The following is a 25,322-nucleotide window of genomic DNA, read 5'->3' as shown; positions in this document are numbered from 1 at the left end:
ATTTTTTTTTCGAATTTAACGTAAACAATGCATAGACTTATAAAAATCTAACAATAATAAATATATTTACTAATTTTATAATAAAATATTGTCAATGAAAAAATATATTGTGTTGTTTTTTGGGTTATTGTTACCTTTTTGTGTAAAATCTCAGGATAGTTTTATTATCCAAAATAATAAAAAAAAGGCTGTAATCCCTTTTAAATTGATAAATAACCTCATTTTTATTCCAATTAAAGTAAACGGAATCGAGTTGAATTTCTTATTAGATTCCGGCGTCGAAGAAACTATTTTATTTAGTATGGATGAAATGCAGGAGGTTAAATTTAATAACGTCGAAAAAATCAGACTTAGAGGATTAGGATCTGAAAGTGAAATTGAAGGACTTAAATCGACAAAAAATACTTTTGAAACACACGGATTAAGATCTGATAATCATATGTTGTTTGTGATTTTAGATCAGAGTTTTAATCTTTCTTCACATATTGGTATTCCGGTAAATGGAATTATTGGTCATAAATTCTTTAAAAATAATATTGTAGAAGTCAATTATGAAAAGCGAAAAATTATTGTGCATTCAAATAATGAATCTATTAGAAAAAAATTAGATAAAAAATTTAAAGCAATACCTATTACAATTGAAAAATCTAAGCCTTATATTTACACAACTGCAGTTGTAGAAGATGAAGAAATTCCGGCAAAATTATTAATTGATATTGGTAATAGTGATGCTTTTTGGATTTTTGAAAATAATAAAATAAAACTGCCAAAGAGAAATTTTCCTGATTTTCTGGGAAAAGGTTTTAGCGGTGATATTGAAGGGCATCGTGCAAGAATTCAAAAATTTATAATTGATGAATTTGAATTTAAGAAACCAATTGTAGCTTTTCCAGATTCGACATCTATTAAAAATGTAAAGATGGTTCCTGACCGTATTGGTTCTGTTGGCGGAGAAATCTTAAAGCGTTTTACAGTAGTTTTAGATTATGCAGATAAAAAGTTGTACCTTAAAAAAAATCATAAGTTTAAAGATCCTTTTACTTATAATAAAAGTGGGATTACAATTCAGCACAATGGACTACAGTGGGTTCAGGAAACGGTTCATTTAGAAACAGTAAAGGTTGCCGCATCATTAAGCGAAGGAGAAGCAAACCAAAATAACGGTGGGAATTTTAGATATAAATTTTCTTTGAAACCCGTTTATGAGATTGTCAATATTAGAAAACAATCTGCAGCAGAAAAATGCGGATTGCAAAAAGGAGATATTATAACCTCCATAAATGGTGAGCGGCCTTATAAATATTCGTTGCAGCAAATTAACCAGCTTTTAAAATCAGAAGAAGATAAATGGATTAATCTTGAAGTAGAGCGTAACAGTCTGATTTTGAAGTTTAGATTTAAACTCGAAGATGAATTGTAAATTATGGATTATGATTCTTTAGATTTTTTAGATTAAAAGTTTTGTTTCATTAATGATTTTTAAAATTGTTTGAATTTTGTGAAAAAATAAGTGTTAAAACTACTTTTTTGTTTAACAAACATTAATAATTTATTAAGTTTATCAAAAAATAGCAGTTTATGGCCAAAAAATACAATGATTTCTTACGTATAATTTTATTTTTTGTTTTTTTATCATTTTTACCTCAAATAGTAAATGCTCAATGTGCAGGGAATGACGCTGCCTTCACTGTTTGTGATATTCCTAATCCTAGCAGCAAAACAATAAATTTATTCTCATTACTAGGCGGATCTCCTGTTGCAGGGGGAGTTTGGGAGGATGATAATTCTTCTGGAGGATTAAATGTAAATACAGGAATTTTGAATGCTCAGATAATTAGAGCAAGTGGTATATATCGTTATACTTATACGGTTACCGGAAATGCTGGGTGTATTGATAACTCTGCAACAGTTACAGTAACGATAGGTGGTTATTCTGGGGTTACATCACCAAATGTCTCTGTTTGTAGCTCAGTTGTTAATTTTAATCTTTTTCAAGCATTTAACGGAGTAGATGTAAGTCCACAGTTTAATGGACAGTGGCATAATGATACTACAAATGAAAATGTTGTTGGATCTTCCGTGAATGTTGAAGATCTAGAAGGAACTTTTTATTTTACATATACAATGCCCGCAATAGGAACCTGTCCTGCTATGTCATCAACTGCTATAGTAACTGTTTTTAGGGCACCAGATTCAGGACAAGGTACTTCTTTAATTTTATGTGCGAGTGATGGTTTATCTGGTTATGCAGATTTCGATTTATATAGTTTGATTTCTGGGTATGATACTGGAGGATACTGGATAGAAGGCAGAACCAATGAATTAATTTTTAAAGGAGACCACAACATTAATGTTGAAAATATTTATAATACGCTAGGAGAAGGAACATATGGTTTCAATTATGTCGTTCCATCAACAAATCCAATATGTGCAGATGATCAAACTACAGTACTTATACGCCTTGAAAATAAGCTTGATTTTACGGGAGCGATTCTAGAAGTTAATTCGGACATATGTGAAACAGAAATTCCAACAGCCACTTACAATGGAACAATAACAAGAGGTCTTGCAAATATTCCAAACGGTAGTTATTTTGTTGAATACAATATTTCTGGTCGTTTAGGATATGTAAAGATTGCTGCAAATTTCGTAAATGGAGTTCTTACGTTTCCAATTGACTCAGAAAATTTTAAAAAAGTTGGAATTTTTAGAATTACTATTTTAGCAATTTATCCTACTAACAGCGCTCGAGCATGTCAAAACGTTATAAATAATTTGTTTGATGATTTAATTATTTACCCCAATCCAGATTTATCCGGAGCAGTAATCAGTCCTGCAGTAACATGCCAAAATCAGGATGCTGTAATCCAGATTTCAAATGCAACAAAACTGGCAGATGGAGATTATGATATAGTGTATAAATTATCTGGGGCAACAAATGTTTCTTCACAAGTTGCAAGAATTACCGTTGTGGGAGGAAATGCAACCTTCGTTGTACCGGAAATATTTAACTCAAGAAGCGGTACCTCTATTGTAACCATTACAGCAATTACACATGTAGTTTCGCAATGCGTTAATGCAGCCAATTTATCAGGTGAGATTCTGATTAATCCTCTGCCAAATGGATCACTTTTAAGATTACAGATTCAAAATGTATGTTTTGGTGAAGAAGTAAAAGTAAACGTCTCTGGTTTTCAGACTTTGACAGACGTTACTTTGTCTTATAAACTTTCGGGAAGTAATATTTCTAATGTAGAAACGATTGTTTTAAATCCAGTAGACGGGAGTGCTAGTTTTATTATTCCGTCAAGCTTGCTTGTAAGTTCTGGCTCAACAACAATTTCTATTATTAAAATAAAGAACAATATCACCACTTGTGAAAGTGATGTAACGGGAATATCAGGTGCTTTTATTCTAAATCCAATTCCAGCAGCGCCATCAGTAAACAATCAGGAATTTTGTAAAAGAGATCAAGCCACTATTGCAAATTTGCAGCCTCAGGGAGCTCAATATAAATGGTATATTTCTGCTACTGAAGTTACACCTCTTCCAAATACATATGTTTTAAAATCTGAAGATTATTTTGTTAAGGAAACTTCTGCCGCTGGTTGTGTATCTCCTGCGACGCAAATTACCGTAACTATCAACGATGTACCAGCGCCAATTTTAAACCAGGATGGGCAAAATTTTTGCGGCTTAGACAATCCTACAATTCTTGATTTGTCAAATAATACAGGATCTCCTTCAACAGTTGTTTGGTATGATGCACCAAATAATGGAAACTTACTTTCGGCGTCAACTCCTTTAGTTGATAAAGCAACTTATTATGGATTTGACTTTTCGCCAACACTAAATTGTGTCTCACAAGAAAATATTGCAGTGACGGTTTCATTAATAGTTTGTGATTCTCCGGAATATACATTTTTTGTTCCCGACGGATTTTCGCCAAACGGAGACGGAATTAACGACACTTTCACTATTCCGGACATCGATTTTTTATACCCAAATTATTCACTGGAAATTTTTAACAGATATGGAAACGGAATGTATAAAGGCTTTAAAAATAAGCCGGCATGGGATGGAATAAATTACGAACAAAGTGGAATTGGCGGCGGAATAGCACCAAACGGAGTATATTTTTACATTCTCTATTTTAATAAAGACAATAGACCTCCTCAACAAGGGCGTCTTTATTTAAATCGATAATTTTTAATATAAATTTCAAATGAAAAAAATAATACTCTATATAACTTTCTTCTTCTATATAACATCAGTTTCTGCGCAGCAGGATCCTGAATACACACATTATATGTACAACATGAGTGTGGTGAATCCGGCATATGCAACTGGAGTTCCTGCTATGATGAATTTTGGTGGATTGTACAGAACACAATGGGTTGGCGCAGTTGGCGCTCCAAAAACTTTTACATTTTTTGGTCACACGGCGATATCTGATAAAGTGGAAGCAGGACTCTCCTTTATATCAGATGATATTGGTGATGGTGCAAAAAAAGAAAACAATATTTATGCTGATTTTGCATATGTTCTAAAATTAGGAGGAAAAAATAAGCTCTCTCTTGGTCTTAAAGCTGGATTATCATCAATGCAGACTAATTTTAATGGGTTTAAGTTTAATGATCCTGCGACAGATATGGCTTTCGCCGAAAATATAAATGCTACAAAACCTAACATTGGAGTAGGGGCTTATTATTTTAGAGATAATTTATATGTCGGACTTTCGGTTCCTAACTTATTGAAGACAAAATATATTGAAGAAAAATCGGGAGTGAATGCTTTTGGAGCTGAAAACATTCACACTTTCCTAACCGCTGGATATGTTTTCCAGGTAAATGATATGTGGAAAGTGAAACCTGCATTTATGACAAAATTTGTAAAAGGAGCACCAATCTCAATAGATCTAACAGCCAATGTTTTGTATAATGAAAAGTTTGAACTTGGTGCGGCTTATAGAATAGATGATTCGGTAAGTGCATTGTTTAATTTTAATGTAACCCCTACTTTAAGAGTTGGTTATGCATACGATTATACACTTACCAATTTAGGTCAGTTTAATTCGGGAACACATGAAATTATGCTGCTTTTTGATTTGGATTTATTAGGTAAAGGATTTGATAAATCACCAAGATTCTTCTAAAATGAAAAATATGAAAAAACTACTCGTTATTATATTCGTATTTTCAATACAGTTTATAAACGCTCAGGATCAGGAATTGATTAGAGCAAAGAAATTTTTTGATAGAACTTACTACAGCGAAGCTATTGTTTTATATGAAAAATTAGCCGAAGAAAAACCATCTCAGGAAGTAATAAAAAACCTTGCCGATTCTTATTATTATACAAATGATTTAGTAAAAGCACAGCGCTATTATCGTCTTTTGATTCAAAATTATAATGACAATTTAGACAGAGAATATTATTTTAGATATGCGCAAACTCTAAAAGCTACAAATGCATACAATGATGCAAATAATGCCTTAAAAGAATATTATGTAAAATCCTCAAATCCCGAAGACGCTGTTAATTTTGAAAAAGACGTTAAAACTCTAGAAAATGTTTCGGCAATTGGAAAGAGATTTGAAATTAAAAATCTTCCAATAAATACACCAAATTCTGAGTTTGGAGCTGTAAAATACAAAGACAATCTAGTTTTTGCAGGAGTTAAGTTAAAACCGGGAATATTCGATAAAAAGTTTAAATGGGATGGCGAAACCTATTTAAATCTGGTTACAGTTCCGTTAAAAAATATTAATGCAGCAGATTCTATTACACATTATTTTGCAAAGGAATTAAAAACGGGAATGCACGAATCAAATGCCATTTTTACCAAAGATGGTAAAACAATTTACTTTACAAGAAATAATTCTAAAAACGGAAAGAAAAAGAAAGACGAAAAGAAAATTTCAAACCTTCAAATTTTCAAGGCAGAATTAGTCGGAGGAAAATGGACGAATATCACATCGCTTCCGTTTAATAGTGCAAATTATTCCGTAGAACATCCAGCACTTAGTGCTGATGAAAAAGTATTGTATTTTGCTTCAGATATGCCTGGTTCAATAGGTTCTTTTGATATTTATTCGGTAAACATAAACAAAGGTGCATTTGATATTCCAAAAAATTTAGGCCCTGAAATTAATACCAATAAAAGAGAGCAATTTCCTTTTGCTTCCGCAGATAATAAACTTTACTTTTCTTCTGACGGGCATTTAGGTTACGGATCTTTAGATGTTTTTGTTTCTGAAATAAACGGAAATGAATATTCAAAACCAATAAACATCGGACTTCCATTAAACTCAAATTTAGACGATTTTGCATTCAATATAGATTCGGAAACTAAAGAAGGATATTTTGCATCAAATAGAGAAGGCGGGAAGGGCGGCGACGATATTTATCAATTTAAAGAAACTAAAGATTTAATTGTTGAAGATTGTCATCAGTTGATTGCAGGTATTGTAACAGATATCGACACTAAATTGGTTTTAGAAAATGCAACCGTAATACTGCAGGATTCAAATAATAAAACCCTGAATACAGCAACAACTTCTGCAGACGGAAAGTTTAGTTTTAGAGTTCCATGTGAAGCTTCTTATAAAGTTTCGGCTTTTAAAGAAAAATATACAAATGAATCTAAAACGGTAACTTTAGATAATATCAGAGATAAAGAAAATGACGCTTCTTTAGCATTAAAATCTTTGGAAAAAATTAAACTCGAAGAAAAAGAAAATGCTGAAAAGAAAAGACAACAGGAAATTATTATAGAAGAAGAAAACAAGAAAAAAGAAGTTCTTGCCGCTGTCGAATTAAAGCAGAAAGAGAAAAAAGCAAAAGAAGCTGAAATCGTTGCTGCAGAAGTCAAAAAGAACGAAAAAGTAAAACAAATTTTAGAGCAGGAAAAAGATGTTGTAAGAGATAAAGATCGTTTAATTATCAAAACAGATCCAATTTATTTTGATTACAATATGTGGTATATTCGTAAAGAATCAAAAGTTGTTTTAGGAAGAGTTGTAGCACTGATGAATAAATATCCGGGAATGGTAATCGAGATTGGTTCGCATACAGATTCACGTGGAAATGCAAAATTCAATGAAAATTTATCTCAAAAAAGAGCCAATTCAACTAGAGAATTTATCATACAATCCGGAATTGATGCCAAAAGAGTTTCTGCTAAAGGCTACGGAGAATCGGTCCCAATTATAAAATGTAAAACCGATGATGCATGCTCTGAAGAAGAACATGAATTAAACAGAAGATCTGAATTTGTGATTAAAAATTTATAAATTCTGTGAAAACAAATAATTTAATTAAGAAGCCTTTATTTTGGCTTCTTTTTTATTTAATTTTATAAAATAACCTTGAAACAAAATATTGAAATATGAAAAACCTAGTTTTACCTTGTCTGGTAGTTATCTGCATTGGATTTCAAAGCTGTAAAAATGAAGAAAAACAAAAACAAGCTGAAGCAGCAAAAGCTGAATCTGAAATAGTTGTAAAAACGGAGTGTTATCAGGCCATATATGAAAAAGATACTCTTCAGCTAAAGCTGAACACTTTAAAAAATGGAAAATTAAGCGGAAATATGATTATGAAAGTTGCGCCTTCAACAGTTAGAACAGGTGAAATTAAAGGCGAATTTCATGGAGATACTTTATTTGCTGATTATACTTTTAAGGATTTAGCAACTAAAGACAAAACATTTAAAAACCCAATGGCTTTTTTAAAGAAAGACAAACAGCTTATTTTAGGAAACGGAACAATGCAGACCACAATGGGAGTTACTTACTTAGTAAAAGACCAGCCAATTGATTTTGATCGTGTAAAATATAAATTTGATGCAGCTGAATGTGCTGTGAAAACAGAAAAATAGCCACAATATTGTCATTTCGACGAAGGAGAAATCTCCACGAGAAGCTCGACAAAGATTGGATACTCGTTGCGGAGTTACTTGCGGAGATTTCTCCTTCGTCGAAATGACAAAATCATCAAAAAGTGACTTTAATTCATCATAAAAAAAAGCCGTTTCTAAATTTAAGAAACGGCTTTTACTATTTATTAGATTTTATTTTTGTTATAAAACTTCACCTTTAATTTTTAAGGCAACGCGGCCATCAGGATAGTTTACAGCATTGGTTTCAACCGTAATTGTTTTACGAATTGGTCCGGCTGCCATGTTATATTTAACATCAATTTTTCCTTTTTTACCAGGCATTACAGCTGCAGCAGGTTTTGTAACAACTATAGAACTAACTGTCGATTCTGCACCAATAATTAAAAGCGGTGCATCGCCGGTGTTAGTAAACTCAAAGGAGCGAACTCCATTATCAGTCTTAGAAATTTTTCCATAATCAATTGTATTGTCCGGGGCTGCAAATTCAATTTTTGGGCCATTTTGTGCATAACCTATTGCGCTAAACAATACGACTGCAATAAAAGAGGCAACATTTTTCATCTTGAAATTATTTTTAAGTTGTAAGTAAATATACATTCTTTTAATTAACACACAAATTATTAATTCGCTTTTTATAGTGTACTTAATTATTTACTTTTGCTGTCAATTACAATTACAAAAATTGAACCAGTTTTTCTGTTTAATTGCTTAATCGTTAATTTGTTTAATCGAATTGATGATTTGAAGGCTTATCAAAACAATGAACCGATTAAACAGTTAAACAAAAAACGATTAAACAATTAAACGATTAAAACAACCTATTTAAATGACAATTCCAGCACAATTTGACGCTAAGACGATTGAGAACAAATGGTATGATTACTGGATGAAAAACAACTATTTTCATTCAGAACCAGATCATAGAACGCCGTATACTATTGTAATTCCTCCTCCAAACGTCACTGGTGTCTTGCATATGGGACATATGTTGAATAATACTATTCAGGATGTTTTAATTCGTAGAGCACGTTTAAAAGGTTTCAATGCCTGCTGGGTTCCGGGAACGGATCACGCCTCAATTGCAACTGAAGCAAAAGTAGTAGCAAAACTAAAAGCAGAAGGAATTAATAAAAACGATTTAACTCGTGAAGAATTCCTAAAACATGCTTGGGAATGGACAGATAAATATGGAGGTGTAATTTTAGATCAGCTTAAAAAACTTGGAGCTTCATGCGATTGGGAACGTACTAAATTTACGATGGATCCAGATATGTCTGCATCCGTAATTCGCTCTTTTGTTGATTTATACAACAAAGGTTTGATCTATAGAGGATATAGAATGGTAAACTGGGATCCGGAAGCAAAAACGACTTTATCTGATGAAGAAGTTATTTATGAAGAACAACAAGGAAAATTATTTTTCTTAAAATATAAAATCGAAGGAACTGAGGAATTTTTGACCATTGCCACAACTCGTCCGGAAACAATTTTTGGAGATACAGCAATTTGCATCAATCCAAACGATGAGCGTTTTACACATTTAAAAGGTAAAAGCGCCATCGTTCCTATTTGCGGCCGTGTAATTCCAATTATTGAAGATGAGTATGTAGATGTTGAATTCGGAACAGGATGTTTAAAAGTAACTCCTGCACACGATATGAACGATAAAACTTTAGGAGAAAAGCACAATCTTGAAATCGTTGATATTTTTAATGAAGATGCTACATTAAATAGTTTCGGATTACATTATCAAGGAAAAGATCGTTTTGTAGTTCGTACTGAAATTGCAAAAGAATTAGAAGAAATTGGAGCTTTGGCAAAAACCGAAATCCATTTAAATAAAGTAGGAACATCTGAAAGAACAAAAGCCGTAATCGAACCAAGATTATCAGATCAATGGTTTTTGAAAATGGAAGAATTGGTAAAACCAGCCATTAAATCAGTTTTAGAAACAGGAGATATTAAATTACATCCAAAACGTTTTGAAAACACTTATGCGCATTGGTTAAACAACATTCGTGATTGGAATATTTCTCGTCAATTATGGTGGGGACAACAAATTCCGGCTTATTATTACGGAGACGGAAAAGAAGATTTCGTAGTTGCAGAAAACATTGAAGACGCTTTAAAACTAGCACAAGAAAAAACTAACAATCAACAATTAACAATTAATAACCTAACACAGGATGTTGATGCATTAGATACTTGGTTTTCTTCCTGGTTATGGCCAATGTCAGTTTTTGGCGGAATAATGAATCCTGAAAGTGCAGATTATAAATATTATTACCCAACAAATGACTTGGTTACAGGTCCGGATATTTTATTTTTCTGGGTTGCCAGAATGATTATTGCAGGTTACGAATATGCAGGTGAAAAACCTTTTACAAATGTATATTTGACTGGTTTAGTACGTGATAAACAACGTCGTAAAATGTCTAAATCATTAGGAAATTCTCCTGATCCTTTAGATTTGATCGATAAATTTGGTGCTGATGGTGTTCGTGTAGGATTGCTTTTAAGTGCTTCTGCAGGAAATGATATTATGTTTGATGAAGAATTATGCCTTCAGGGAAAATCGTTCACAAATAAAATCTGGAATGCTTTCAAATTAATCAAAGGATGGGAAGTTTCTGAAACAATTCCGCAGCCGGAATCATCAAAAGTGGCAATCGAATGGTACGAAGCGAAATTACAGCAGACTTTAGTTGATATTGAAGATAACTTCGAAAAATACAGAATTTCAGATTCTCTTATGGCAATCTATAAATTAGTTTGGGATGATTTCTGTTCTTGGTTCTTAGAAATGATCAAGCCAGCGTATCAACAACCAATTGATAAAGTAACGTTTGATAAAGCAATCGAAATGTTAGAAAGTAATTTAAAATTACTTCACCCATTTATGCCTTTCTTAACGGAAGAAATTTGGCAGTTAATTGCTGACAGAACTCCGGAAGAAGCTTTAATTGTTTCAACTTGGCCGGAACTAAAATCGTTTAATGCGGATTTAATTTCTGATTTTGATAATATTACAGAAGTAATTTCTGGAATTAGAACTATCAGAAAAGACAAAAATATTCCATTTAAAGATACGATCGAATTAAAAGCAATCAACAGCGAAAATCTAACGACGCATTTTGATTCAATCGTAACAAAATTAGGAAACGTTTCTGCTTTCGAATATGTTTCTGCGAAAGTTGACGGTGCGTTATCTTTCCGTGTAAAATCAAATGAGTATTTCATTCCAATTACCGGAAATATTGATGTTGAAGCTGAAATCGCAAAACTGACAGAAGAATTGAATTATACAAAAGGATTCCTGAAATCTGTTGAAGCAAAACTTTCAAACGAAAAATTCGTAAACGGAGCTCCTGAAAAAGTTTTAAATATAGAGAAACAAAAACAAGCCGATGCTTTAGCAAAAATTGCTACAATCGAGCAGAGTTTAGCTGGTTTGAAATAAAAACCAGAATTTCTTTTTTATTATAAAAACCCGATAGATTTTTTTAAAATCTGTCGGGTTTCTTATTTGTAAAATATTTTGTTTTTAGCTAAAAAATATTTTCATTTTTTAAATTTTATATCTCAAAAATGATATAATTTTAATACGATTTCTATTAAAATAAAATCTCTCTTCTGAATGAAAAAAATCGTGTTGTTTGTGTTTATTTCCTCTCTTTTTTTGGGCTGTTCTAATAAAGTAGAAAACGTTGAAAAATCTTTTTATTACTGGAAAAGTAATTCTTGGCAGTTATCCGACAATGAAAAGGCAAGAATGCGCGATTTACAAGTTAATAAGCTATATGTCAAATTTTTTGAAGTAGATCATGATGAAAATTATGGAGATTTTCCTATTTCAAAAACATCTTTGCGCTATTATGGAGAACAAATACTAACTATTGTTCCTACTGTATACATAAAAAACGAAGTCTTTAAAAACACCAATGAAAAAAGAATAGATACTTTGGCAGATAATGTAAACTTTCTTATAAATAAATATACAAAAGAGAATTTTGAGAAGGCTAATCCTGTTACTGAATTTCAAATGGATTGCGACTGGACTTTAAAAACAAAAGAGAATTACTTTTATTTTTTGAAGAAATTAAAAGCGATTTCTAAAAAGCAAATAAGTTGTACATTACGATTGTATCCTTATAAATATCCTGAGAAAATGGGAATTCCGCCGGTCGACAAAGCAACTTTGATGTGTTATAATTTAGTAAACCCGCTGGAAAATCATTCTAAAAATTCTATTCTGGACCTTAAGGAATTAGGTCTTTATCTTAATAAAGAAAAAAAATATCCGTTGCATCTCGATATTGCATTGCCCACTTATTCCTGGATGCAGGTGTATCAGAATAATAAATTCTCAAAAGTAATTTATGACAATCAAAAGGAAATTTTAGAATCATTAAAAAAAATAAAACCATTGTGGTATGAAGTCACAAAAGACCAGCTTGCAGGCGATTTTTATTTAAGAATAGGGGATAAAATTAAATATGAAGTATTGACTCCCGAACAAATAAACCAAGCCATTGAAATTATCAAGAAAAATGTTGTTTTTGATCCTGAAACAACTGTAACATTATTTCATTTAGACGAAGAACAATTAAGTAAATACAACGATGAAGCACTTTCTGGTTTTTATACTAATTTTAGCAAGTAATGCTATTTTTGCCTGCGGATTTTATCCTTATGGCGAAGATGTTCGTTTTTCGTTTTTTAATCCGGAAAACTTCAACTATTACTGGTATTCTGGTTTTGATTATTCTTCAGACTCTTTTTGTCCAAATCAAAAGTTTGCAGATGGAATAATAAAAATGGATGCAAATGAAAAACTTTGGAGGCAATATTGCAGAAACAAAGTTTCTCTGGAATCGATAAAAGAGGTTTTGTTTGATTTTACTTTAGAAGATATTACAGATAAAAGTACAAATGAAATGCTTCGTTACCTTTATAAAATCAAAGATATTGACGCTATCAATTATTTGAAATTTGCCAAAAAATGCGAAGTTTTTAATATTTTTAATGAGAATCTTTGGGAGCATAATCCTGCATCATTAAAGGTTGAAAACAGAACAAAATGTATTGATGAGGCAATTTTGGTTTCAAATTCAATTAAAAACAAAAACCTTAAACAACGATATACTTTTTTAGCCATACGATTAGCGTATTACAATGGAGATTTTCCAAAAATCAGAACTTTATATACTAAGGTTTTCGAAACTCAAAAACAAGATAATATATTAAAATATTGGAGTTTGTACTTCAGGACGTTTGCAGAACCAGATAAAGCTGTTGCTAGTTTTTATGCCTCGCAGGTTTTTGCAAATGCACCGGATAAGCGTTTTGTAGTTTCATCTGCATTTAATTCACAAATTCCAATTGAAGCAATTTTAAAATACGCTAAAACAAATAAGGAAAAAGCGAATGTTTATTTACTTGGTGGAATAAAAAAAGCAGACCGTTCGCTTGATTACCTAAAACAGGTTTATAAATACAATCCTGAATTGGATGGGCTTTCATTTTTGCTATTAAGAGAAGTCAATAAAATTGAAGACTGGGTTTTTACACCTTATTATTCTCTTTTTAATCCATCGATAGTATCTTATGATGAAAATGAAAAGAATTCGGTCAAGGAAATTATGAAACGTGTAGAAAGGGACCGAATTTATGCTGGTGAAGTATTGGATTTTATCAAGAACCTTAATTTAAAAAAAGTACAAAATCCTATTTTTTGGAAAACTTGCAAAGCTTATTTGTCATTTGTAACAAAGGATAATCAGGGTTGTTTAAATCAAATTTCAAAATTAGAGAAAAACATATCTAAAAAAGATTCAATTTATAATCAAATTGAGATTATTAAAGCTTTGGCATTAACAGCAAATCAAAAAACCGAAAAAGCAGTTATTCTGAATGATGTTAAACCTATTTTGCTAAAAAATAAAAACCACAAGAAATTTTTATTTGCTATTGGAAGAGAATTAGAATTTAAAGGAAATCGAATTGATGCTTCATTTCTATATTCGAAATTAGAGGAAAATCCAGATAATTATAATTATTATAATTTTGCTTATTGGAAAAGCTCTAAGGCAAAAGTTGGTTACTACACAGATTATTATTCGGACTATTTTACTTATATCAATGTTTTTTATTCTCCGGAACAAGTTCAAACCATAATTGATGAAACTGTAAAAAGTGAAAAAGATTCAGATAAATTTTCTGTTTGGAAACATAGTTTTATTAAAAAAGAAATTCCAAGACTTTACGATTTAATAGGCACAAAATACATTCGTCAGAATAAATTAGAACAGGCTTTGTTTTATTTTGAAAAAAATGATAACAAATCATATAGAGAAATTAATTATTCTGATTGTTTGTGGGAAAAAGAAAATTGTGACAATAGATTAAAAGACCCTTTTCTTGTTTTAAAATACACGCCAGAATTTGTTGTGCAAAAAAAAATATTTAGGTTTGATAAATATGCAATAACTCAAAAATTAATTTTGTATTTAAAACAAGCTTCAAATCCTGCAGAGAAAAATAAAGATTATTATAATTTTTTGGTTGCCAACTGCTACTATAACATGAGTATTTATGGAAGCCTTTGGCAAATGAGACGTTACGGACAAGGAGAAACAACTGATATTAGAGATTTTCCTATTGAAGATAACAATGAATATTATGAATGCAATCTGGCAAAAAAATATTATAAACAGGCGTATAAAAATGCAAAAACAGCTAAGTTTAAAGCTTTGTGTCTAACTATGATGGCCAGGTGCGAGGCAAATAAATTAGCTCATAAATATCCGGATGATTATAATAAACCAAAGAAAAATTATGAAACTTTTCTTTGGAATAAAAATAGATACTATAAGGATTTGGAATTAAATTATGAATATGATTATGACAGGTTAGCTTTTGGTTGTAATGCCTTTGAAGACTATTTTAAGGCAAGAAGATAAATGATTAAACCTAACAGTCCCGAAGACTCGGGATAAAACCTGTTAGGTTTTTTTATGCGCAATATTTACTTTTTCTTCTTGATAACCAAAAACAAAGGATAAGAAGCAATAGTGATTCCCAAAATAACAATAAAGCTTTTTGGGTCGCTGTAAATAAATCCAATCAATAAAGCAATTGAAGCAATAATAGCAATTATTGTAGTCCACGGATACCAAAACGAACGATAAGGTTTGGTAAATCTGGTTCAGAAGTTCTTAGTTTTAAAAGTGATAAATAAGCCAGTCCCCAAACGATAATCGAGATAAAAGCGGCGAATCCAAACAAAACTTCAAAAGAGCCGACAAAAATAATCAACAATAAGCTGAAAATAGATGAAACCAAAAGTGCCACAATTGGCGTTCCACCTTTATTTACGGTTGTTCCCTTTTCGATAAAAAAACCATCGCGGCTTAATCCGTAAAGAATTCTTGGCGGAATCATCATAAAAGCATTCAAAATACTGATTAAAGAAAATATAGAAATTACCGTAACGATAATAGCACCGTTTTCTCCAAATAGAATTTTAGCAACATCGGCGGCAGCCAGATTTGATTTGGCTAAAGTTTCAATTGGTAAAACATGAAAAAAGGCCGCATTTACCAAAACATAAATGGCAACAACGAGAATAACGCCACTATATAATGATTTCGGAATATTTTTACCAGGATCGTCATTTTCTTCCGCAAAAAAGCAAGCCGCGTTCCATCCATTATAAGTTCCTATGATAAGTTGTAATGATTTAAAGAATCCGAATAAAAGTCCGATTTGAAAAAAGGAATTATCTGTTTTAATTGGTGCAATTTCAACGCCCGAATACATAAAACACGCTACAACCAAAGCCACAAAACAAATTACTTTCAGGAGACTTGTAATCTGCTGAATTACGCTTCCGTTTTTTACACCGCTCAAATGAATCAATACAAAAGCAGCTAATAAGGAAATTGCCATTACTGTTGAATAATTAGCAAGAGCAGGAAACAAAATAATCATATATTCGCTGATTACAATACAGTAAAATGCAGGCGGAATAGCATTTGTAATATAATCAAACCAGCCTGATAAAAATCCGGCATATTCACCAAAAGCTCTTTTGATATAATTATAAGACCCTCCGGCTTTTGGTAACATTGTAGCAAGTTCTGCATACGAATTCGCTCCAAATAAAATATACAAACCGCCAAAAAGCCAAGATGCAAGAATAAGCCAGTAATTATTTAATAAATCTGCAATCGAGCCTGGCGTGCGTAAAATTCCAACTCCAATTGTTCCTCCAATTAAAACGGCAATATTAAAACTTAGACCTAAACTTTTCTTTAATTGGTTTTTTGTAGAATCAGACATATTTGGATTTTATGTTTTATACAAACAAAAGTACTTATAAAAAGAGATACATTTTTTAACAAAACAAAAAACCTCACCTTTTGCAAGATGAGGTTTAAAGTTTCCAAAAAACATTCTAATTTTTAATAATCAGAAAATGCAGAATGGAAAAAATCTAATTCAAAATTTTAGAATTTATAACGCAGACTTGTCATAATTTGACGAGGTGCAATTGGGTTTACACTATAATTTTCGTGAACGGTATAATTCAATTCGTTTGTAATGTTTGATAATCTGCATAAGATGGAGAATTTTTTCCATTCATACCCAAGAGAAGCATCTACAGTAACATAACCTTCCAAAGGAATATCACGATCTCTAATTGTTACCGTATATGTTTTTGGATTGGTTGAAGGTGTATTTTCTGTCCATAAATAATCATCATTCCAACCTCCTGTACGATCTCCAACATAATTTCCAATCGCTCCAAAAGTTACTCCTTTTAATAAACCGCTAGGCAATTTGTAGAAAAAACTCAAATTGGCAGTGTTTTTTGGAGTTCTTGCTAAAACATCTCCAACAACAAGGCTTCCGCTTGTACCAGATGATTTAGATACTTTGGTTTCGTTAAAACTATAACCAGCCATAATGTTCAAACCTTCTACGGGGGTCGCAGTAATATCTATTTCGACTCCTTTTCCTTTTGTAGCTCCAACTAATTCTTTTAGATTAGTATTAACGTTTTGTGTAACACCGTCTGATAAATATTGAGCTGTTTGTGCTAAATTATTATTGGCAATTTGATATAGTGTTACGTTAGTAGTCAAAAGACCTCTAAAAAAATCTTTTTTCAAACCAACTTCATATTGATCTATAATAGATGGATCTAATGGTTTTGCATCTACTGTAGTTCCTGTATTTGGAGTAAAAGAGTTTGAGTAACTCGCAAACAACGATAAATCTTTAGTTGGCTGTACGACCAATCCTGCTTTAGGCGAAAAAGCTTTGCTTATAGTTTTTGCACCAGTTACAGGTATTGCATCTTCGTAAGCAGTTGTAATGACATTTACATTATTCTTTTTCTCAATCACTTCTTTTGTAGTGGTAGCTTCACTTTGCTGCCACGACCAACGTAATCCTGCCAGAACTTTAATGTATTGATTAACCGAAACTAAATCTTGAAAATAAGCTCCAAAACGCTGTGTTTCTGTACTGGTTAATTGCGTAGTTCTTGTTGGATAAGGAATAACAGTACTTTGGGTGCTATAATCATAAGTATATAAATTTATAGCCGTAGCTTCTGTTGTTAAAAGGTCTGCAGGTTTTCCAGGAGCATAAAATCCAAAAGTATAACTAGGTGCAAGAGAATTTTCATAATCCACTCCCGTAAATATTTGATGTTTAATGCTTCCGGTATTAAAATTTCCCTGTAAACTTAATTGGTCCCCAAATATTTGTTCGGCAGCATCCGCCTTTGTTAAACCACGTTTCCAGTTTCCATTTGCATCAATTGTACTTAATTGGGCTGTAGAAGTTTGTGTTCTTCTGTAAGATTGGTAAGAAGAATTAAAATTTAATTTCCAATTTTTATTAAAATCATGATTAAATAATAAAGAAGCGCTGGAAGATTTAGTATTTGCAGTAGACCAAAGCGATCCGAAGAATTCATTACGAGGTAAGTCTAAAATTGTTTTTCCGTAAATTCCGGTTCCAAAATCCGGAGTCCAGTCAGCACTTAGATAATCTCCTTGTAATGTAATTTGGGTTTTATCTGAAATATGAAATAGGAAAGAAGGGTTTATATAAATACGTTCGTTCTTTACAAAATCCCTAAAACTTTCTGAATTTTCATAAGATCCTGTAAATCTGTAAGCAATAGATTTATTTAAAGGTCCGTAAAAGTCAACAGATGGTTTATAATAAGAGTAACTCCCCATTTGCGTAGAAACTTCTCCACCGCTTGTAAATTTTGGCGTTTTGGTAACTAAATTCATGATTCCGCCAGGAGCAACATTTCCATACAATAAAGCTGAACCTCCTTTTAAAAATTCAACTTTTTCTAAAGAAGAAACTTCAGGTATAGAACCGGCATTATATCTAAAACCATTTTTGAACATATTGTTAGCACTCATATCATATCCTCTTGAAAAGAATGATTCCTGCGCACCACCACGAGCAGATCCTACATAAACACCATTAAGGTTTTTTACTACTTCACTTAATCTAATTGCTTGTTGTTGTTCGATTACTTCACTGCCAATAACCTGAACGCTTTGTGGCAAGTCCATTACTTTAATACCTGAACGTGCTGCTTCAACTGGCTTTTTAGGTTTATTTGCCGTGATTAATACTTCATTAAGGATTTCTCCTTTTTTGTTTTTTACAGTATCGGCTGCTGTACTGTTTTCTGTACTTGTATAGTTTTGGCTATAAGAAGAAGCAAAGCATAGTAAGGCTAAGAATGTAATTAAATTATGTTTCATGGTATTTATTTAGATTCAATAAAAATTATCGAGTGCAAATATAGAACTGACAACACCTTAACAAAAAATTATGAGATGATTATCTTGCTTAAATTTTTATTAGTTTTGTCTTAAGATTGTCTTAAGATTTTGCTTTTGTAACTTTAATTGTTTATGGTACGATATTATATAAAACAAAAAAACCTTGCCCAAAAGAGCAAGGTTTAATCGAAAATTAAAATCTAAAAAAATTTTGAAAATTATTTAACCGTAATTAAGTAAGTAGCCATTTTCCAGATTTCATCGTATTTTTTACCGTTATGGTCTCCGGCAGCTTTTTCAGTATGAGCATATTCTACCATGTAATTTCCTGACCAGATTGGTGTAAAAGAAAATTCACCTTTTTCATTTGTCCATAATTCTTTTTCCCATCCGTTTGGAGCAATTACTTTAATTTTAGTTTCTTTAGCTATAGCCCCATCATAAGATGCAACTCCGGTAATTTTAGTATCTTTTTTGGCAGCATCTGCATTTTCTGAGAAAACAGCAATTTTATTTGTGTTAGATGCAATACTGTTTCCTGCGGTCTTGTTTCCAACGACTACAGTTGCGCTGGAATTATAATCTAATTTCATTGTACCGTAAACATCTTTTACTGTATGCTGCATTACGATTGTATAAACTCCGTCTTCATCTGGAGTAAAAAATGCTTGATATTTGTTATCTAAAGCTTTTGAAGTAAGTTTTGTTTCTTTTTTTGACGGAGAAACCAATATCAAAGTAAAATCTTTTAAATCAGAGAACCATTTGTCTGCTTTTGTAATATCATTTTCTGAAAATTCTCCAAAATAAATTGAAATTTCTTGTGCTTTTCCTTTTGTTCCGGTTGCTTTTGTTTCGATCCAAAGTGCGTGAGCAAAAAGTTGAGGCGCAGCAAAAAGCATTAAAAATGCAAATGTTATTAATTTAAAAGTTTTTGATTTCATGATAATAAGATTTAAAATTAATATTGAAAAAATCCTGATAAACACTCAGAATTTTTGATTTATGGGTTATTATTTTGTGTCACAAATGTACTGTTTAATATTTGTTGCACAATACTTATTTAGATTAATTATTAATAATATAGTAAAATAATGCTGCAAGTTTTTAAAATAAAGAAAAAGGGACTAATAAAAATTAATCCCTTTTTTGATATTTAACTAGAATGAAATTCAACTGTCACCCTGAGCGAAGTCGAAGGGCTTTAAAGCACGAGGGGCTTCGACTTCGCTCAGCCTGACAAAGCTTAAGTTGCACTTGACAAATCTTTAGAATTTATAAGCAAAACTTGCTATGACATTTCTTGGTTTTTGCGGGTTCAATGTTGACCAGCCTCCGTTGAAATAATCTTTGTTTGTAATATTATTTACATTGAAGCTTACGCGGAATTTATTTGAATTGTAAAAAACAGATCCGTTTATAACTGTATATGCCGGTAAAACAAATTTTCCAGTTACAGAACTATCTAAAATAGCATTATCGCTGGCATAATTTCCTCCAAAACCTAAACCGAAATTTTCTAATAAACCTTCGTCAAATTTATAACTTGCCCAAAGATTTACTAAGTTTTTTGGTCCGGCCCAGAAAGGTCTTTGTCCTTGATCCAACCAAACATTTCCTTGATCTCCTTTTGTAATTTTACTGTCATTGTAACTGTATCCGGCAATTATACTTAAACCTTTTACAGGTGCAGCATTCAAATCAAATTCAAAACCTTTGCTTCTGGCTTCACCGCCCTGTGCACTGTACATTGGGTTGCTTGTTACTAAATTGGCAACATTAATAAGATAAAAACTTGCAGTTGCCGTTAATTTATCTGAAAATAAATCCGTTTTTATTCCAGTTTCTAATTGATTAGCGTGTTCAGGCTCAAAAGTTTGAGATCTGATAAAATTGCCGTCATTATCATATATCGCCGACGGTGCAATATTTCTGAAACCGTTCATATAGTTGGCAAATACAGATAACTGATCTTTTATTGGCTGGTAAACAATTCCAAATTTTGGAGATAAAGCCGTTTGATTATAATTGTCATCGGCTGTTTTAACATTTCCTTCAGTATCAAAATAATCAACTCTTAAACTTGCCATTGCCAATAAAGTAGGAGTGATGTTTAATACATCAGATACGTAAGCATTATAAGTCGCGTCTTTAGAGTGATAATCAGGTCCAGCTTCTGCAGCTAAAGCTTTATCTACAGATTCTACAGTTAGGTAATTTGGATTAAGATCATCAAATTGTCTCACTTCGCCTTGTGCTGTAAGATTATAAAGTTTTGCATAACCGGTACCTGCAAAAATTACATCTCTTTTAAAATAATCAAAACCAATTACAATACGGTTTCTCATAGGACCAATTTTAAAATCGCCTATAAAATTTTGCTGAATATCTGTGGTTGAAGTTTGTGATTTTTCTTTAGTAATCCATAAGCCAAAATCCCTGTTTCCATCTTCATTATCATAAATATAGGAGTAATAACCATTTGATTTAGAATTTCCTCTTGAAAATACAGTTTGTGAATTCCATTTAGATGAAATCTTATAATTCATATGCGCCTGTAAATTGAATCGAGGATTTTTTATCGATAAATCATCACTGTAAAATGACAAATTAGTATTGTAATTTAAGTCGGCTAGATTAGCAAATTGCAGAGGGGCATCCCTTCCTAAAAACAACATCGACGGCGTTGTTTTTTCTTCCTGCATAAATTCGGTATTCAACAAAAAAGAAAGTCTTTCATTTACTTTATAAGATAAAGTTGGAGCTATAAAATAAGAAGTTCGAAAACCAGCATCCTGAAAGCTGTTTTCTGTTTGAAAAGAAGAATTAACTCTAAATAAAATGTTTTTATTATCATCCAGAGGTGTATTGATATCTGCTGTAGCTCTGTTCAAACCAAAGCTTCCAACAAGATAGGAAACTTCACCTCCAAAACCTTCGTAAGGCTTTTTAGTAACGGTATTAATCAATCCGCCGTAACTTACCAAACTGCTTCCGAATAAAGTTCCAGACGGTCCTTTAATAACTTCAATGCGTTCAATATTGGCAGGATCTAATGTTCCGCTTGTCAAACCCGGCAATCCGTTAACGATATTCGCCTGAACTTCAAAACCACGAAGGGAATAATAAGAGCCTCCATCGCCGCCCCGCCCTGTAGATTCCCATAATTTCTGAATTCCGGGAACGTTTTTCAAAGCATCTTCATAATTGGTAATTGCTTGTTCTTTCATCAATTCAGATGAAACTATGTTGTAAACCTGTGGATTTTCAATGTTTTTAAGTGGAAGCTTCGATACATAGGTACTTTGTTTAGGAAAAGCTTTTCCTCTGTTACCGGTAATGATAACTTCCTTTAATTGTTTGTTAGAAACAGTCAATTTTAAATTAAGAGAAGTTGTTTCATTAGCAGTTACACTTATTTGTTTTTCTAGTGTTTCATATCCAGTCAGCGAAACTTGCAGTGTGTAAGTATTTGGTTTTATGCGGTTAAATTCAAAAGCACCATCTTCATTAGTAATTGTGCCATATTTTGAATTTTTAAGGATGATATTAACTCCAACGGCAAGTTCTCCGTCAGATGTAGTTATTACTCCTTTAATTTTACCTAAGTTTTGCTGTGCAAATACATTACAGCTGAAGAATAGCAACAAACAGATTTTGGTAAGGATCTGTTTAAAGCTGACATTTGAATAATTCATTGGATTTCTTTTTTTGGATATTTTTTATTATTTAGAATAAATAAAAACAACACAAATTTAGAAATTTTAATCTCTTTACCAACAAATACGGGACTTTTAAAGAAAATATTTTTAAAATTTAATTTTAGAAATCTATTTTTGAAAAAAATATAAACATTGAATAAGAGAAAATGGAAGGAATAAAAGTGAAATTTACAGGCTTTTATTAAATGTAAAATGAACAATAATTCTCTTTAAAAGCTTTATTTTTGCAATCTGAAAAACAGACTTCATGATTTTACCTTTCTTCAAAAAAATACAAAATACACCTCGAGGATTCCGTATAGCAAATACTGTATTTTTTTTCCTTTCCGGATTTGGCTATTCTTCCTGGGTATCCAGAATTCCGCACATACAAGCGCAATTGCATTTATCTGAAGCCGAGTTTGGAGCTGTTTTATTTGCATTTCCAATAGGTTTAATGCTTACAATGCCATTTACAGGGAAGTTATTAAATAAGTACAGCAGTCGTTATATTATGCTTTTAGGAGCAATTATGTTTAATATTGTGCTGTCATTACCGGGTTTAGCCGCTTTTGTATGGCAGCTGGTTATTATACTTTTAATTTTTGGTGCTTCCCGAAATATTTTCAATTTATCTATTAATGCACAATCTCTGGAAGTGCAGAAACTATATCCAAAATCGATCATAACCCGTTTTCATGCGGTTTGGAGTATTGCTGTTTTTTCGGGAGCAGGTTTGGGTTATGTAATGGTTACACAGCATATTGCACCATCACATCACTTATTGGGAGTAAGTGTTTTTATGCTGGCGCTTACGGCTTGTTTTTATCCGTTAAGTATTCATAATGAACCTGTACCGGTTAAAAAGAAGTTCTTTTCGATGCCGGAAAAAAATCTTGTCAAGTTTGCGTTGATTTGTTTTGTTTCAATGGCTTGCGAAAATACGATGTACGATTGGAGCGGAATTTATTTTGAAAATATATTAAAGGCTTCGCCAAAGTTAACCAGCGCAGCATTTGTATTTTTTGCGACTGCGGTAACTCTAGGGCGTATATTTGGCGATTATGGTGTAATGAAATTTGGAACTAAAAAAATCTTGCTTTACAGCGGTATTTTAATTACGGTAGGTTTTGCTCTTTGTTTTATTCTGCCGTACGCTTATCCAACTATTTTTGGTTACGTTTTAATAGGATTTGGGGTTTCCTGCGTGGTTCCGTTAGTGTTTAGCATTGCGGGAAGATCGTCGAAACTCAGCAGTGGTTCTGCCTTAACTTCAATATCTACTATTGGTTATCTTGGGTTTTTGCTAGTTCCGCCAATGGTGGGTTTTATCTCTGAATATCTGAGTATGAAATGGGCGTTTTTAATTATGGCGCTTTTAGGTATTCTGATGATTTTTATGGTGAATAAGATCGGGGAGAATGAGTAGGTTTTTTTTGCTGGTTGATTTGTAAACTGGACTGAAGTCCAGCTCTACAAAATTGATCGAACCTCCGGTTCTTTTTTTGAATTAAAATTTCAAGGAAAAATGCATCTAAAATTAGTAAAAACTTCAACTTTATAAATCTGGTTAATTAAAATTAGGCATTTTAATTTTCTATCTCGCTAAGATAATTTTCCCACTTTTGTTTTTCAATAATATATGAATATTGAAAACTTCCTTCAAAGATTCTTACCTTATTTTTAAATTCAAGAGTATCAACATAGAAAAGATCAAGAGTATCTTTTTTGTTTAAAAAAAGAATAGAATAACTACTTACTGGACAGCAGCAATAACCAGTTTTTTCAGCATTTTCGAAAATATTTTTGAAATCTTGAATTTGCTGATTGGTTTTTGTTTTACATTCTTTTAATGGAACAAGAGATTCAAGATTTCCAGATCGATTGTGTGTTATGGTCGAGTCGTAAACTTTGATAATTATTTCGGAACTATTTGATAATGTAGTATTAAATGAAAAATTGTCGAAAATATTCTCAATCGTATTTTGAGTTTTTTTACTGCAGCTGAGAATTGTAAATAATACTAAAAATAAAACAAAATATTTTTTCATTTAGAATTTTATAGTTTCAGAATATTGAATGTAGTATTTAATTCTCGTACAAATTCTGGATATAATTTATTTTCTGTTTTATTAAATTATTTCTTCGTCATTACAAACTTCTCAGAATTCACTTTTCCATTCAATTTCCCGGAAATCTCAGCCGTTAAAGTATTATTTGCACCTTTTGTATACGTGATTTTTTGAGGATAATCGTGTTTTGCGTTTTCAAAAACCAATTGTTTGTCAGATTCTGCAGTTGATGGAAAAGCTACGGCTTTATCTTCATTTTGTCCTTTTACGGTTGCGAAATAGGTTAGGGTTTCGCCTTTTTGAGCTAAAACAATAGTTTCAAAATGTAAAGTATCTTTTCCTTTTATAAAATAAGAATAAGCGTTGAAAGTACTGTCATTTAGTTTTTCCCAGTTTTCCGTTAAAACACCGTCTGGAGAAGTATTTTCCCAGTTTCCGATAAGCCAGTCGGCAATTTTGATTTTATCTTTTTCTACCGATTCTTTTTTCTGGCAGGAAACAACAGCTAATACAAGCGCTAAAAGAGTAATTTTCTGAAACATATTTATGATTTTTGATTGTACTAAAGTATGAAAAAAAAGTTTGCCACTAATTACACAAATTTTCACGAATTTCTTTTTTAAGTAACTGGAAATGTTTTGCCACAGATTAAAAGGATTAAAATGATTTTGTCTCACGCAGATTCAGCAGATTTAGGCAGATTTAATTTTGATTCAGAATTGTATAAATCTGCGAGTATCAACTTAAATCTTTTCAAATCTGCGTGAAAAATAAATTCGTGAAAATTCGTGTAATTAGTGGCAAAAAAAACACACAGTAG

Annotated in this window: 16 protein-coding genes; 9 read left to right on the top strand and 7 right to left on the bottom strand. The window is 31.8% G+C overall.

What is annotated here, in order from left to right:
• Positions 1-94 precede the first annotated feature (94 nt).
• The 5 genes from FLAPXU55_RS22695 to FLAPXU55_RS22675 all read left to right on the top strand — a co-directional run bounded on the left by FLAPXU55_RS22695 (position 95) and on the right by FLAPXU55_RS22675 (position 7,882).
• The gene (locus FLAPXU55_RS22695; RefSeq protein WP_180861574.1) at positions 95-1,420 is read left to right on the top strand and encodes a PDZ domain-containing protein; all 1,326 of its coding nucleotides are present in this window, start codon (positions 95-97) and stop codon (positions 1,418-1,420) included.
• A gap of 158 nt (positions 1,421-1,578) precedes the next feature.
• Positions 1,579-4,206: a gliding motility-associated C-terminal domain-containing protein gene (locus tag FLAPXU55_RS22690; protein ID WP_180861572.1), complete on the top strand. Its 2,628-nt coding sequence runs from the start codon at positions 1,579-1,581 to the stop codon at positions 4,204-4,206.
• Between the two features lie 19 nt (positions 4,207-4,225).
• Complete coding sequence (locus FLAPXU55_RS22685) at positions 4,226-5,155, top strand: PorP/SprF family type IX secretion system membrane protein (protein WP_053470973.1); 930 nt, start codon at positions 4,226-4,228, stop codon at positions 5,153-5,155.
• A 10-nt stretch (positions 5,156-5,165) separates the two neighbouring features.
• Complete coding sequence (locus FLAPXU55_RS22680) at positions 5,166-7,295, top strand: OmpA family protein (RefSeq protein WP_180861570.1); 2,130 nt, start codon at positions 5,166-5,168, stop codon at positions 7,293-7,295.
• A gap of 95 nt (positions 7,296-7,390) precedes the next feature.
• On the top strand, positions 7,391-7,882 hold the full coding sequence (locus FLAPXU55_RS22675) for a hypothetical protein (RefSeq protein WP_053470972.1): 492 nt from the start codon (positions 7,391-7,393) through the stop codon (positions 7,880-7,882).
• Between the two features lie 201 nt (positions 7,883-8,083).
• Here the strand turns inward: FLAPXU55_RS22675 and FLAPXU55_RS22670 are convergent, their stop codons facing one another.
• Complete coding sequence (locus FLAPXU55_RS22670) at positions 8,084-8,464, bottom strand: DUF1573 domain-containing protein (protein ID WP_053471178.1); 381 nt, start codon at positions 8,462-8,464, stop codon at positions 8,084-8,086.
• A 265-nt stretch (positions 8,465-8,729) separates the two neighbouring features.
• Between FLAPXU55_RS22670 and FLAPXU55_RS22665 the strand changes: the two genes are divergently transcribed.
• The 3 genes from FLAPXU55_RS22665 to FLAPXU55_RS22655 all read left to right on the top strand — a co-directional run bounded on the left by FLAPXU55_RS22665 (position 8,730) and on the right by FLAPXU55_RS22655 (position 14,865).
• Positions 8,730-11,363 carry a valine--tRNA ligase gene (locus tag FLAPXU55_RS22665; protein ID WP_180861568.1) on the top strand — a complete coding sequence of 878 codons (2,634 nt, stop codon included), beginning with the start codon at positions 8,730-8,732 and terminating at the stop codon, positions 11,361-11,363.
• 177 nt (positions 11,364-11,540) lie between these two features.
• Positions 11,541-12,566: a hypothetical protein gene (locus FLAPXU55_RS22660; RefSeq protein WP_180861564.1), complete on the top strand. Its 1,026-nt coding sequence runs from the start codon at positions 11,541-11,543 to the stop codon at positions 12,564-12,566.
• Complete coding sequence (locus FLAPXU55_RS22655) at positions 12,526-14,865, top strand: hypothetical protein (protein WP_180861563.1); 2,340 nt, start codon at positions 12,526-12,528, stop codon at positions 14,863-14,865. Before FLAPXU55_RS22660 ends, FLAPXU55_RS22655 begins: the two co-directional genes overlap by 41 nt.
• Before the next feature lie 193 nt (positions 14,866-15,058).
• Here the strand turns inward: FLAPXU55_RS22655 and FLAPXU55_RS22650 are convergent, their stop codons facing one another.
• The 4 genes from FLAPXU55_RS22650 to FLAPXU55_RS22635 all read right to left on the bottom strand — a co-directional run bounded on the left by FLAPXU55_RS22650 (position 15,059) and on the right by FLAPXU55_RS22635 (position 22,427).
• Positions 15,059-16,246: an APC family permease gene (locus FLAPXU55_RS22650; protein WP_235992145.1), complete on the bottom strand. Its 1,188-nt coding sequence runs from the start codon at positions 16,244-16,246 to the stop codon at positions 15,059-15,061.
• Positions 16,247-16,413: 167 nt separating this feature from the next.
• Entirely contained in the window at positions 16,414-18,708 is a 2,295-nt protein-coding gene (locus FLAPXU55_RS22645) for a TonB-dependent siderophore receptor (protein ID WP_180861562.1), read from the bottom strand.
• 239 nt (positions 18,709-18,947) lie between these two features.
• Complete coding sequence (locus FLAPXU55_RS22640) at positions 18,948-19,673, bottom strand: DUF4198 domain-containing protein (RefSeq protein WP_180861560.1); 726 nt, start codon at positions 19,671-19,673, stop codon at positions 18,948-18,950.
• Between the two features lie 324 nt (positions 19,674-19,997).
• Complete coding sequence (locus FLAPXU55_RS22635) at positions 19,998-22,427, bottom strand: TonB-dependent receptor (RefSeq protein WP_180861559.1); 2,430 nt, start codon at positions 22,425-22,427, stop codon at positions 19,998-20,000.
• Between the two features lie 271 nt (positions 22,428-22,698).
• On the opposite strand from FLAPXU55_RS22635, the gene FLAPXU55_RS22630 reads away from it, so the two are divergent.
• A complete protein-coding gene (locus FLAPXU55_RS22630) occupies positions 22,699-23,859 on the top strand; it encodes an MFS transporter (protein ID WP_073482855.1) in 1,161 nt (386 codons plus the stop codon).
• A gap of 160 nt (positions 23,860-24,019) precedes the next feature.
• On the opposite strand, the gene FLAPXU55_RS22625 is transcribed toward FLAPXU55_RS22630, so the two are convergent.
• Positions 24,020-24,481 (bottom strand): hypothetical protein, encoded by a 462-nt coding sequence (locus FLAPXU55_RS22625; protein ID WP_180861558.1) that lies wholly within the window; start codon positions 24,479-24,481, stop codon positions 24,020-24,022.
• 86 nt (positions 24,482-24,567) lie between these two features.
• Positions 24,568-25,044 (bottom strand): DUF6265 family protein, encoded by a 477-nt coding sequence (locus tag FLAPXU55_RS22620; RefSeq protein WP_180861557.1) that lies wholly within the window; start codon positions 25,042-25,044, stop codon positions 24,568-24,570.
• Positions 25,045-25,322: the final 278 nt, after the last annotated feature.

This window comes from Flavobacterium panici (assembly GCF_903819335.1).
GTDB classification, from domain to species: domain Bacteria; phylum Bacteroidota; class Bacteroidia; order Flavobacteriales; family Flavobacteriaceae; genus Flavobacterium; species Flavobacterium panici.
The sequence above is the reverse complement of the archived record's forward strand: the minus strand, read 5'-3'. Positions and strand labels throughout refer to the sequence as shown.